Below are 14327 nucleotides of genomic sequence, written 5' to 3'. Positions count from 1 at the left end.
CCTAATTTTTCAACTGATTCAGACTAAACTAGAACCTCTTCAGGTAATAGAAAATAAAGGATTGATCATGAGTACCATTAATTTTGACCTAAGTTCAGCCTTCACGGATAATATATTACTGATCATTGATTCATCCGTTACGAATATCCCCCAATTATTAGACGCAATTAGTGAAAATATTGATTTTATCATCCTCTCCAAAACTGAAGATGGAATTCAACAAATTACCAATATTTTATCAGACTACAAAAATTTAAAAGCTGTTCATCTGCTCACCCATGGAAGTTCAGGAACACTGCATTTAGGAAATACCACCTTAAACGTCAATAATCTTGAAAAATATGCGCCCCAACTCAAAACGTGGCGACAAACTTTTACAGAAAATACCGATGTTTTAATCTATAGTTGTGAACTCGCATCGGATAACGGTGGGTTTCTGTCTCGTCTTCATCATTATCTAGGAGTCAACCTAGCAGCTTCGCGTCAAAAAGTAGGTTATACTGCCTTGGGAGGAAATTGGAACCTAGATGTTATCTTAGGAAAAATTACCACTTCATTTCCATTTAATCAAGAAAAAATTGCTGATTATCCAGCCATATTAGGGACTTATAACGTCAGTACCGTTGATGGGCTAAAAACAGCCATTAACACGGCTAACACCACACCAGAAGACGATATTATTAATTTAACAAAAGGAGTCTACAGCTTAACAACCGTTGATAACAACACCTCCGATGGTTTTGCTAGTGATGCTAACGGTTTACCCACTCCTACAGATATAACCGTTGGCGGAAAACTGACCCTGAACGGGAATGGGGCTATTATTGAACGAAGCACCACAGCACCTGCTTTCCGTTTCTTTTATGTTCCCTCCAATAGTGACCTCACCCTCAATAACCTCAGCTTCAGTAATGGGGAAGCAAACAAACGGGGAGGAGCAATTTATGTTAGTAGTAGCTTAGGCAATCTTACCGTTAATAATAGTACCTTTGCCAATAACAAAGTCACAGGCGACGGAGGATATGGCGGTGGAGCAATTTTTATTTACTACAATAGTACCGCTACAATTAATAATAGTACCTTTTCCGGTAACAGTGCAGAAGATAGTGGCGGTGCTATTCATAATGTTGGCGACTTATCCATTACCAATAGTACCTTTACGAACAACAAAGCCGATATTAATACGACTAATAGTACCTCTTATGATAGTGGTGGAGCCATTTTTCAAAATAGTGGAACAGCCACCCTTAAAAACACATTAATTGCTGGAAATCAAGACTTATCAACAAATATTAAAAACCCCGATATAGCGGGAGGAACTTGGACGGATGGAGGTGGAAATTTAATCGGAGATAATAGCGGTGTTGAAACCACATTTCCAGCCAGTAGTTTAGTCGGAACAGCCAGCAATCCTTTAGATGCTAAATTAGGCCCTTTACAAGATAATGGCGGCTTAAGTTTTACCCATGCTTTGTTAGCAGGAAGTCCAGGGATTGATACAGGAAATACGACTAATGCGACCGGATTAACAACCGACCAACGAGGCGTTGGATTTGCCCGAATTGCTAATAATATTGTTGATATTGGTGCATTTGAATATGCTCCCCCAGAAATAGAAGTCTTAGACGGAAGCACCAATATTATTGATGGAACTTCAACAGCTATTAATTTGGGTCAGATATCCCTGGGAGGAAGTCTAACTAAAACCTTCACGATTAAAAATACAGGATTAGGGGATTTATTATTAACTAATCCGATAACTTTTAGCGGAACAGGCTTCACCGGATTAGGAAATTTTACCACCACTACACTCGCTCCTAATGCTAGTACAACTGTTGATGTTACCCTCACACCTAATCAAATAGGAACACTCGCAGGAGAATTATCTTTTAGTAATAATGATGGAGATGAAAACCCGTTTAACTTTCCTTTTGAATTGATTGCTTCTGCGGTAGAAATTAGTAAAGTTCAAGCTCCTCCTGCGATTACCTTAAAAGCGGGAGATAACCTCGATTTTGTGGTAAAATTTACTCAGCCTGTCACGATTAATAAAGGGACAGGAAATGTTAGTATTCCTGTTACTTTAGATACAGGCGGAATTGTTAATGCGACGTTATTGGGCACAGGAGCAGCAAATACTCAGCATATTTTCCGTTACAATATTGGTTTAGGAAAAGAGGATAATAATGGCCTCGTTATAGGAACAGCGTTAACCTTAACGGGGGATGCAACTGTTAAAGATAGTGGGGGAAATAACGTTAATTTAACCCTCAAAAATGTGACTGATACCACAGCCATTAAGATAGATGCAGTCACACCAACCATTAGTAGTATTACTCGTCAAACGCCCCTCACCGAAATTACCAATGGAAATACAGTTATTTATCAAGTTAATTTTAGTGAAGGAGTAAAAGACTTAGACAGTAGTGATTTTATCATTACCTCAACAGGAACCGTAAACGGTACAATTGCTAATGTTTCTGCTACGACAGGAAATAGTGTTAATGTTACTGTCAATAATATTAGTGGAAACGGAACATTACGACTCGATACCTCAGCAACTCCAACCATTAAAGATATTGCTGGAAACTCGTTAACAACAGCCTTTAATACAGGTGAAACTTATACCGTTGATGGAACTCTACCAACCATTAGTAGTATTACTCGTCAAACGCCCCTCACCGAAATTACCAATGGAAATACAGTTATTTATCAAGTTAATTTTAGTGAAGGAGTAAAAGACTTAGACAGTAGTGATTTTATCATTACCTCAACAGGAACAGTAAACGGTACAATTGCTAATGTTTCTGCTACGACAGGAAATAGTGTTAATGTTACTGTCAATAATATTAGTGGAAACGGAACATTACGACTCGATACCTCAGCAACTCCAACCATTAAAGATATTGCTGGAAACTCGTTAACAACAGCCTTTAATACAGGTGAAACTTATACCGTTGATGGAACTCTACCAACCATTAGTAGTATTACTCGTCAAACGCCCCTCACAGAAATTACCAATGGAAATACAGTTATTTATCAAGTCAATTTTAGTGAAGGAGTAAAAGACTTAGACAGTAGTGATTTTATCATTACCTCAACAGGAACAGTAAACGGTACAATTGCTAATGTTTCTGCTACGACAGGAAATAGTGTTAATGTTACTGTCAATAATATTAGTGGAAACGGAACATTACGACTCGATACCTCAGCAACTCCAACCATTAAAGATATTGCTGGAAACTCGTTAACAACAGCCTTTAATACAGGTGAAACTTATACCGTTGATGGAACTCTACCAACCATTAGTAGTATTACTCGTCAAACGCCCCTCACAGAAATTACCAATGGAAATACAGTTATTTATCAAGTCAATTTTAGTGAAGGAGTAAAAGACTTAGACAGTAGTGATTTTATCATTACCTCAACAGGAACAGTAAACGGTACAATTGCTAATGTTTCTGCTACGACAGGAAATAGTGTTAATGTTACTGTCAATAATATTAGTGGAAACGGAACATTACGACTCGATACCTCAGCAACTCCAACCATTAAAGATATTGCTGGAAACTCGTTAACAACAGCCTTTAATACAGGTGAAACTTATACCGTTGATGGAACTCTACCAACCATTAGTAGTATTACTCGTCAAACTCCCCTCACCGAAATTACCAATGGAAATACAGTTATTTATCAAGTTAATTTTAGTGAAGGAGTAAAAGACTTAGACAGTAGTGATTTTATCATTACCTCAACAGGAACAGTAAACGGTACAATTGCTAATGTTTCTGCTACGACAGGAAATAGTGTTAATGTTACTGTCAATAATATTAGTGGAAACGGAACATTACGACTCGATACCTCAGCAACTCCAACCATTAAAGATATTGCTGGAAACTCGTTAACCACAGCCTTTAATACAGGTGAAACTTATACCGTTGATGGAACTCTACCAACAGTTAGTAGCATTATTCGTCAAACTCCCCTCACTGAAATCACTAATGGAAATACAGTGGTTTATCAAGTGAATTTTAGTGAAGGAGTAAAAGATTTAGACATTAGTGATTTTATCATTACCCCAACAGGAACCGTAAACGGTACAATTGCTAATGTTTCTGCTACGACAGGAAATAGTGTTAATGTTACTGTCAATAATATTAGTGGAAACGGAACATTACGACTCGATACCTCAGCAACTCCAACCATTAAAGATATTGCTGGAAACTCGTTAACCACAGCCTTTAATACAGGTGAAACTTATACCGTTGATGGAACTCTACCAACAGTTAGTAGCATTATTCGTCAAACTCCCCTCACTGAAATCACTAATGGAAATACAGTGGTTTATCAAGTGAATTTTAGTGAAGGAGTAAAAGATTTAGACATTAGTGATTTTATCATTACCCCAACAGGAACCGTAAACGGTACAATTGCTAATGTTTCTGCTACGACAGGAAATAGTGTTAATGTTACTGTCAATAATATTAGTGGAAACGGAACATTACGACTCGATACCTCAGCAACTCCAACGATTAAAGATATTGCTGGAAACTCGTTAACCACAGCCTTTAATACAGGTGAAACTTATACCGTTGATGGAACTCTACCAACAGTTAGTAGCATTATTCGTCAAACTCCCCTCACTGAAATCACTAATGGAAATACAGTGGTTTATCAAGTGAATTTTAGTGAAGGAGTAAAAGATTTAGACATTAGTGATTTTATCATTACCCCAACAGGAACCGTAAACGGTACAATTGCTAATGTTTCTGCTACGACAGGAAATAGTGTTAATGTTACTGTCAATAATATTAGTGGAAACGGAACATTACGACTCGATACCTCAGCAACTCCAACGATTAAAGATATTGCTGGAAACTCGTTAACCACAGCCTTTAATACAGGTGAAACTTATACCGTTGAGGTCATAACGCCAACACCGACCCCAACTCCAACGCCGACGATAACACCTAGCCCAACACCGACAATAACACCAACTCCAACACCCACACCGACGATAACACCTAGCCCAACGCCGACAATAACACCGACCCCAACACCCACACCGACGATAACACCGACCCCAACACCGACCCCAACTCCAACGCCCACACCGACAATAACACCGACCCCAACACCCACACCGACAATAACACCGACCCCAACACCCACACCGACGATAACACCTAGCCCAACGCCGACAATATCACCGACCCCAACACCGACAATAACACCGACTCCAACACCCACACCGACAATAACACCGACCCCAACACCCACACCGACGATAACACCTAGCCCAACGCCGACAATAACACCAACTCCAACACCCACACCGACAATAACACCGACCCCAACACCTACACCGACAATATCACCAACTCCAACGCCTACACCGACGTTAGAACCCACTCCAACGCCTACACCGACGTTAGAACCGACCCCAACACCCACACCGACAATAACACCAACTCCAACACCCACACCGACAATAACACCGACCCCAACACCCACACCGACGTTAGAACCGACTCCAACGCCTACACCGACGTTAGAACCGACTCCAACGCCTACACCGACAATATCACCAACTCCAACACCGACGTTAGAACCCACTCCAACGCCCACACCGACAATATCACCAACTCCAACGCCTACACCGACGTTAGAACCCACTCCAGCGCCGACAATAGCTCCAACGCCCACACCCTTACCAACCTTAGCCCCGACCCCAACACCTACAGCAACGTTAGCCCCTACCCCAACACCATTACCTTCTGGTGATACCACTCCCCCGACGGCCATCATTACGCAAAATCGTCCCCCCTCTGACAATACTGTTTACTGGAGGGTTATATTTAGTGAATCTGTTAAGGGGTTTGAAGCGAATGATCTCATCTTAGGAGGAACTGCGAAACCCAAAACCGCAACTATTACAGGTAGTGGGAGCATCTATGAGGTAGCGGTTGGGGGAATGACAACCTCTGGGAATGTTTCGGCTACACTTCTACCCAATACTGTTACCGATGAAGCGGGCAATTTTAACCAACAGAATACCGTCATCGAATACAACTATATCCCTGACTATCTTAACTCTATTGCTAAAGACCTGGGAGTTACCCCAAAAGAACTAGCGACAACAGCACTGTTTCAAGCAACATTCGCAAATTATAAAGATCCCAAGCCGATACTTGAAGCATTTGTATCTAAAACGAAGGCTAGTGGTCTCTTTAATGTTTCGGCATTCAACAATCCCACCTTTGTAAACCTAATAACAACCGCAGCAAATTCATCTGACATTATAGGAGCATTGAACGGACTAAGTGTTGAACAATTTGCTTTGCTAAATCGATTAGGTTTGGGACAGTTTGGCAGTTCACCTATACGTCGAGCTAGAGTATTTAGCAGAATCAAATACTCTGAGATCTCGTTAACTCAGACGGCGACTTATAACTTTACGAGTGTCAGGTTTACGGGGCCTGGTGGCATAATTCCCCCCGGTCTTTTCAATATTCCGCGTAGCGGCATGGAATCTCACGAAAACTTAATCGCACCTCAATATGATGTGACATCCTTTGTTGATGACCTGGCATCTGAGAATCTTAATTCTATCCCCCTGTTAGATCCAGGAGACGATACATTTTCTCAGCATTATTATGTATTGAATTCCAATGGGGGTATGGTATTCCCTCTGGAAGTTGCCCAGAAATTAAGTATTTCTGAACAACCGATTAAGGCCAACGCGACGAATCAGGAGATATTTGAACATTTCAATCGAGAAAGCTTTGAAGTTTCTGTCCCTGAAAAGATTGGCGGTGCAATTTTGACAGGAAATAATCGCACCTGGCAAAATTTACAAACAGATCTTCAAGAAACGCTAGGAACTGAATCTTCTGAACTCAATCAATTGGCTCAACAAATTTTAACTCGGTTTGATGCTAATACCCAATGGGATTTCTCTATGTTTGCTCCTTTCTCCCAATTGCCAGGAGATTTACCGAGTAGTCAGCCCATTCTGATACAAGCCAATGTAGCTTTATCACAACAAACAGGAGTCGGAAATCAACAAATTAGCTTGATTGATAGTACGGATTTGCCTAATTCTATTATTCAACTCCAAAATATTAATGTTGCTTTATTAAGGGGGCAAATGCAACTCTTGGGGGATGCAGAAACCAATATTGTTGTTGGAGATAAACTAAGCCAAACTATTGCATTAGGTCAAGGAGATGATGAAGCACATGGCGGTGCTGCTGGAGATCTTCTCTATGGTGGAAAAGATCATGATTTGCTATGGGGAAATCAAGACAATGATAACTTGTTTGGAGATTTAGGAGATGATAGTCTTTATGGTGGACAAGGAGATGATTTCTTAGATGGAGGAGAAGGGGATGATCACCTATTTGGAGATGTAGGAAATGATATTTTAATCGGAGGTAAAGGAAGCGATCGCTTTTATATTGCAGGGAATACAGGAGTAGATATCATTAATGATTTTACTCTAGGCGAAGATCAAATTCAGTTAACAGGCGGATTAAGTCTTGAAGCGTTGCAAATCACAACCGTTAATGGTAATACAATCATTAAACTTGCCAATACGGGAGAGGAACTTGTTAAACTGTTGGGTTTTGATAGTACCTTAATTAATTCCTCAGAATTTATCGCTTGATAGCAGTTAGCAAAGAAGTATCCGTATAGCAGTCTTTGTCAAACAAAATGTTTAGCGAAGACTGCTGTTGCAAACACAGATAGTAATATGAAATCCCTAAATATTTGCTACAAATTCCCCCCTGTAGAGACGCGCCATGGCGCGTCTCTACAGGGGGTTTAGGGGATTATCTGTAGTATAATTTTCAGGATTTCATATTATTTGCTGGCGATACGTTAGCAAATATGGCTAGTACCCTCGGTTTCTGACCCGACCCATGAAATAGCCCTGGACATAATGCCAGATTAGGAAACACTCATGCTTCAAAAATAATACATGGGTTTTTGTTAATTTTAGCATCTTCCGCAAGAAGCCCCACGACTGACCCGATAGGGCAGCGTGGGATGAATTGCGGCCGGGGACTATAGAATGTTCAATAATTGGCTATTATAAAATATAATATAATAAAAAAGGAGGTGATTCAAATTGCTGAAGGCTACAAAGGTTAGACTCTATCCAACACCAGAACAGGAATTGGCGTTAGCCAAGTCATTTGGTTGTGCAAGATGGTATTGGAATTTTGCCTTAAATGCCTGTGTTCAGCACTATCAAGAAACTGGCAAAAGCCTAAAATTACCATCTTATAAGGGAATGCTCCCTCAACTCAAAAAAGAATATCCTTGGCTCAAAGAAGATTGCTACTCATCGGTTCTCCAGTGTGTAGCTATAAACTTAGATAGAGCTTACAAGAACTTTTTTGAGGGACGAGCTAAATTTCCTAATTTCAAATCTAAACATCACAAGCAATCAATTCAGTATCCCCAAAGTGTTACTGTTAGCGGTGAATATCTAAAAGTCCCTAAGATTGGTGAAATTAAAGCAATATTTCACCGAGAGATTACGGGAAAAATTAAAACGGTAACAATCTCCAAAACTTCGACTGATAAATACTTTGCTTCCATCTTATGTGAAATTGAAGGAACCGACGTTAAACAGTCGGGAGATCAGATTATTGGGATTGATTTGGGGTTAAAAGATTTTGCAATTACTCACAATGGAGAGAATGCAACTAAATATGCTAACCCTAAATATTTATATCGTCATCAGAAAAATTTAGCCCGAAAACAGAAAAAACTCTCTCGAAAAACTAAAGGTAGTAAATCGAGAGAGAAGTTTAGGAAAACTGTAGCTAAGGTTCATGAGAAAATAGCCAATTCCCGCCAAGATTTCTTGCATAAATTATCAAGAAAATTGGTTGACGAAAGCCAAGTCATTGTCGTTGAAAACCTCAACGTCAAGGGGATGGTTAAAAACCGGAAGCTATCAAAAGCTATATCTGATGTGGGTTGGGGAAAATTTGTCAATTTTATTGATTACAAGTTGAAGCAAAAAAATGGCGAACTTGTAGAAATTGATCGCTTTTTCCCTAGTTCCAAAACTTGTTCGAGTTGCGGTTATATCCTAAGTGAGTTGTCTCTGGATGTTAGAGAATGGGATTGCCTAAATTGTCAAACTCATCATGACCGTGATGAAAACGCTGCATTAAATATCAGGAACGAAGGCATCAGAATATTAACTGAAGGCGGAGGGAACCCCGTCTTTGCCGATGGAGGCTGTGTAAGTCCACCTGCTTGCAAAAGTAAGGGGCATCGGTCTGTGAATTCGGAAGCCTACACCGACCCGATTAGGGCGGTGTAGGTAGTTCACCATTTTTCCAGGTTTTCGAGTCCATAATGTCCTAAAATACTGGAGATTATCGGGATCACCCTTAACGGTTGAAGATTAAGCTTCACCTCGATTTGATATTTTCCCATTAAATAACGCACAATGACTTTATGGTGACACTTATCAGATTGTGTCAAAATCGAAGTCATGTTAATCTACACAACCCCGACATTCGACGCACAAGCGAAACAGCAGGGCATCCAGAGTCAAGTGGCAGAATTACTCGTCACCCTCAAGGCTCAAGGGACAGTAGCAGTACAGGCACTATTTGAGTGGAATTATCCCTACTTAAAGCGGCCTATACGGAATTTGCGCTTGCTGGGAAAAATTCTATGGGTTAAAAATGACCCAATTTTATGTTTATTGGCCGTTTTTCCCAGAGGGGGAAAAGAATATGAGGCCTTTTTGAGAAATCCCGATGACTATGGAAGAGATTATCTGGATACCTTAATTGATCAAAAAGAATTAGATAATAGTATTAATGCCCAACGGGAGGAACAAAAATCCTTTCCCCGTCGTCCGAGTTTGCCGGAAGATTTACGCCAAATTTGGTTAAAAGGGCCAGATTGGATTAAGAATACAACGGATGCTGTGATTTGTGAAAGTGAAATTTGGGTGGCACAGTTTAAGCAGCGAGACACTCAACTACAATGGCGAACTTATTATGACATTGTTGATAGTTTAGTGGAAGGGAAAGAAGCAATTAAAATTATAAAAACAGAGTTTGATAATATTGAAATTGCAGGTAAACCTGAAGACAATCGTTATATTCTCTATAGTTGGATTCTCACCTCAGATATTCCTAACCGCAGCGTTTTATTTCTGCTATCTACGTTTGATCATCATCCTAACTTCAATGATATTCTTGAAGTCGGTCAAATTACTCGTTTATTTAATTTTAATTCAGGAGAACCTGATTTAACAGAATCTTCAAATCACTCTAATTTTAGTAATATTTTAGCTCAGGAATTAACGTTAGAAGATTTAGCCCGTTATACTCGACGCTCTTATCCTGATTATTTATTAGGAGATTCCGAAATCTGGTTAGAAATTGAACAGGAATTCGGAATTAATTGGGCGTTATCAATGGAGGAAGAAAAGATTCTGCATGAATTATCGACTCCAGAGTTAGGAAGTAGTTCTCTTCCGGTTTTTATTAATGGACGAGCCGGAAGTGGAAAATCTACCATGTTATTTTATTTGTTTGCTGATTATTGTTATCGATATCAAAAATATTATTTACAATATCGCCAAAAATTAACCCAAGTTCCCCATCCTTTATTTTTAACGTATAATGAACAATTATTAGGGAAGGCTAAAGAAGGGGTTGAAAAACTTCTAAAAAGTCACCATAAATTTTTATTAGAAACTAATGGGCAAGGAAATAAACCTTCTATTGATGTTTGTTTTAAATCTTTTCAGCAATTTCTATTAAGTTTATTACCTCCTGAAGAAAGCGATAGATTTGATCCTGATAAATATATTTGTTTTCATGAATTTAGGCAACGATGTGGTCGTCGCTATAGTCGTTATTCTCCCGAACTGTGTTGGCATATTATTAGAACGTTTATTAAAGGTTATACCCTAAGCGGACAACATGAAGGGTATATGACCCCCGATGATTATCAAGAAGTGCCTCGACGGGAACGCAGTTTATCGGTTGAAATTTTTCAAGCGATTTATAAACAAGTTTGGCCTTGGTATTATCAATTAACGACTAGAGAAGGCTATTGGGATGATCAAGATTTAATTAGAAAAGTCTTAGAAGTTCGTCGAGATCATTTACCGCTTTATACTGCTATTTTTTGTGATGAAGCTCAAGATTTCACCAGCTTAGAACTGCGATTAATTATGCAGTTATCTATCTTTTCCCATTGTGATTTATATCCCCCGGTCTGGTGTTTACCCTTTGCCTTTGCGGGAGATCCCTTTCAAACTTTAAACCCGACAGGATTTCGCTGGGAAAGTGTCAAGGCGACCTTTTTTGATCAAGTCATTGCCGCCCTTGACCCAACTCGTCAACTGAATTTAACCATGACCTTTTATGAACTTGAATCCAATTATAGATCGAGTCCGTCTATTGTCAAAGTAACTAATTTAATTCATCTCTGGAGACATATTTTATTTAAGATTCAGGAGTTAAAACCCCAAGAATCTTGGCAATCTTATATTGAGTCTCCCATTCCTCAAAAGTTTATTTTCGGACAGAATAATTTTTCCTCAGAAGCCTTAAAAAAACATATTGAAAAATCTCCTATTTTTATTGTTCCTTGTGAAGCGGGAGGGGAATTAGACTATATTCGACGAGATGAATTTTTATCGCCTTTATTTCCTGATGCAACTGAAGAACATCCCCCCAAGAATATTTTAAGTGCTATTCAAGCGAAAGGATTAGAATTTCCCTTAGTAATTTTATATAAATTTGGCGATCAATTTGCTAAAGAATTTAATCAACGTCCCTTAATTGATTATGTCCAAGGAACAGAAAATCATCCTTTAGAATTAGAATACTTTTTTAATAAGCTTTATGTTGCTGCTAGTCGGGGAATGTCGGATTTAGTGGTTATTGATACGGAAATGGGCGATCGCTATTTATGGCAATATGCTACTGTTGAAACAGACCCAGCGATAGAGACGCGCCTGGGCACGTCTCTACATTATGATCAATATTGGTTAACTCAAGTTGATAATCGGGAGAACTGGGAAACCTATATTGGAGGAGTCCGTTGGGGGGATAATTTAGAAGAATTACAACGGGATAATAGAGCCTCCCAAGCGCAGGAATTTGAAGAAAATGGTCGTAATCAAAAAGATGCTACATCCATGCGACGGGCGAAACAATTTTATCGAGAATTAGGCTATTTAGAAAAAGCAGATATTTGTGAAGCCTTCGCGTTAAAATTTGATAAACGCTTTCGAGAAGCCGGACGTTTATTCCTCAAAAGGAGTCAAGAATTAGAGGCATGGGATTGTTTTTGGGATGGAATGTGTTGGCAAGCTTTAGCTGAATGGTATCGCCAATTTCCTCAGAAAAAACAGGTAGAACAGCCTTTAGTTGAATTTATGGCACAAACCCCAAAAACCTTGCCGAATATTCGACAATTTACCCAATTTTTAGAAGAGAGTTTAAGCAACCAAATTCTCCAAGAAAATCGTTTAGTCAAAGCTTGGAAAGCGGCTGTTCAAGATTATAGCCGTCAAATTCGGATTTTAATGCGGGAAAAAATCTTAGACCCGGAAGAATGGCAACGGTTTGCAGAGGTTTTAGAAGGATTAGATGAAGCTAAATATAATGGGGTTTTAGAATTAGCAGGAGATTGTTATTATCGGGCGAGAAATTTACGGCGGGCGGTGCGCTGTTGGCAGGATAGTAACACCACTCAAAAACGAGAATATAATATTGCCCAAGCCGAATTATCAGGATTTCCCGAAGGATTACCTTATTTAGAAAAAGCCGGAGATTTTGAACGGATGATTGTGGAATGGGAAAAATCAGGAAAGTCAGGTAGTCAACAATGGTTAAAACATTTAGATTGTCTTGGACGGGCTTTAGAACGACAAAATCGCCTACGAGATTGGATTGATTATTTAATTAAAATTAAACGTTGGATTGATGCGATCGCAGCGATTGAAAAATGTAGTAAACTGGAAGCTATTCTATTTAGATTTGAACTGTTGCGTCAAATTGCCCGTTCTAATTTAACTCCTGAACAAGCACGGGATTTTAGAAGTCGTTATTTAACTTTAATTGAAAAAGTCTTATCCAGTGACAACTGGCGACAAAAATTAACAATGGTTGAAGTGGGAATTACTTTAGAAAAAATTGGGGAACTTGTTCCCACCCTCAAATTCTATGAACGATTTATTAACTGTAATGAACTGGCTTTACAAGACTTTGCGAGAGAACGATGGTTAGCCACCAAACTCAAACAAAAAGATTATGCCTTAGTCGCTGAACCCATCCGGGCGGAAGAAATTCACCAAGATATTATTCGCAAATCTAAGGATTGGAAAATCAATCCCGCCACCTTAAATATTGACACTCCGCGCTTAGATTTGTTAGACCGTCCTGAACTTTTACAACTTCATCCCGGCGATACCCAACATCGTTCTGATAGTTTACCCGATAATGAAATTCAAGGTTTACCTCCCGGTACAAAAATCCGTCTTTTGGGGCCAGAAGCCGATGGGTTTAGTTTCCAAATTGGTCATATTCAAGTGAAACGCGCTAAACGGAATAATAGTTTATGGGTGCTCTTGACCGATATTTACAGTTCCAAAGCTTTACAAATTGATGTTGATGGTAAACAGGGTAAAGTTAGAATTGGAGAATTAATGCTAGAAGTCGCAGATGGTCATCAACTGTCCTTTAATAGTACCACAGGAGATTATCGAGGCGTTGTTTTCTATCGAGATGAAAAGCCGAGGGTCGAGTTGCATATTCGCGGCATCTCTAGTATTATTTCCTTGTAGGGAATAAAATTGAATCCTAGACAGTTCTAATCAAGAAGGCTAGATATCTTCATGACTAACCAGTTTTTGGCTTCTAATTAACAAAAGCAAAGCTAATACAAATAACCCTATGTCAGCCCAATTTTTTGTTCAACCCATTCTCGAAATCAACGTTAAGGAATTAGAAGCGTTACTGCAAACCCTTCCTAACCATCAACTTCAGTTAATTGATGTGCGCGAACCTGAAGAAATTGAGATGGCAAAACTTGACGGGTTTATGAATTATCCCCTCAGCCAATATAGCCAATGGTCTGAGCAAATTTTGGTAGAGCTTGATGCCACCCAAGAAACCTTGGTTCTGTGTCATCATGGTGTGAGATCGGCTCAAATGTGCCAATGGCTGATTCGCCAGGGCTTCACCCAGGTTAAAAATATTACCGGGGGTATTGATGCTTACTCAATTTATGTTGACTCCAAAGTTCCTCGATATTAAATATTCATG

Annotated in this window: 5 protein-coding genes; 4 read left to right on the top strand and 1 reads right to left on the bottom strand. The window is 39.3% G+C overall.

The window, feature by feature from the left end:
• Window positions 1-67 precede the first annotated feature (67 nt).
• Both NMK36_RS09335 and NMK36_RS09330 read left to right on the top strand, forming a co-directional pair.
• A complete protein-coding gene (locus tag NMK36_RS09335; protein ID WP_254173601.1) occupies window positions 68-7669 on the top strand; it encodes a DUF4347 domain-containing protein in 7602 nt (2533 codons plus the stop codon).
• Between the two features lie 465 nt (window positions 7670-8134).
• Complete coding sequence (locus NMK36_RS09330) at window positions 8135-9346, top strand: RNA-guided endonuclease InsQ/TnpB family protein (protein ID WP_072722281.1); 1212 nt, start codon at window positions 8135-8137, stop codon at window positions 9344-9346.
• Between the two features lie 5 nt (window positions 9347-9351).
• Here the strand turns inward: NMK36_RS09330 and NMK36_RS09325 are convergent, their stop codons facing one another.
• Window positions 9352-9522 carry a hypothetical protein gene (locus tag NMK36_RS09325; protein ID WP_186440465.1) on the bottom strand — a complete coding sequence of 57 codons (171 nt, stop codon included), beginning with the start codon at window positions 9520-9522 and terminating at the stop codon, window positions 9352-9354.
• On the opposite strand from NMK36_RS09325, the gene NMK36_RS09320 reads away from it, so the two are divergent.
• Both NMK36_RS09320 and NMK36_RS09315 read left to right on the top strand, forming a co-directional pair.
• Window positions 9521-13846 carry a hypothetical protein gene (locus NMK36_RS09320; protein WP_254173600.1) on the top strand — a complete coding sequence of 1442 codons (4326 nt, stop codon included), beginning with the start codon at window positions 9521-9523 and terminating at the stop codon, window positions 13844-13846. The genes NMK36_RS09325 and NMK36_RS09320 overlap by 2 nt on opposite strands.
• A gap of 109 nt (window positions 13847-13955) precedes the next feature.
• A complete protein-coding gene (locus NMK36_RS09315; RefSeq protein WP_072722283.1) occupies window positions 13956-14318 on the top strand; it encodes a rhodanese-like domain-containing protein in 363 nt (120 codons plus the stop codon).
• Window positions 14319-14327 lie beyond the last annotated feature (9 nt).

Source organism: Planktothrix pseudagardhii (genome assembly GCF_904830925.1).
Taxonomy (GTDB): Bacteria; Cyanobacteriota; Cyanobacteriia; order Cyanobacteriales; family Microcoleaceae; genus Planktothrix; species Planktothrix tepida.
Note: the sequence above shows the minus strand (reverse complement) of the source record. Positions and strands in the feature narration are given on the sequence as shown.

What these genes read in the sequence shown, in the direction of transcription:
- NMK36_RS09315 (WP_072722283.1), top strand. Translation starts at nt 13,956, where the DNA reads ATGTCAGCCCAATTTTTTGTTCAACCCATTCTCGAAATCAACGTTAAG.
- NMK36_RS09320 (WP_254173600.1), top strand. Translation starts at nt 9,521, where the DNA reads ATGTTAATCTACACAACCCCGACATTCGACGCACAAGCGAAACAGCAG.
- NMK36_RS09335 (WP_254173601.1), top strand. Translation starts at nt 68, where the DNA reads ATGAGTACCATTAATTTTGACCTAAGTTCAGCCTTCACGGATAATATA.
- NMK36_RS09325 (WP_186440465.1), bottom strand. Translation starts at nt 9,522, where the DNA reads ATGACTTCGATTTTGACACAATCTGATAAGTGTCACCATAAAGTCATT.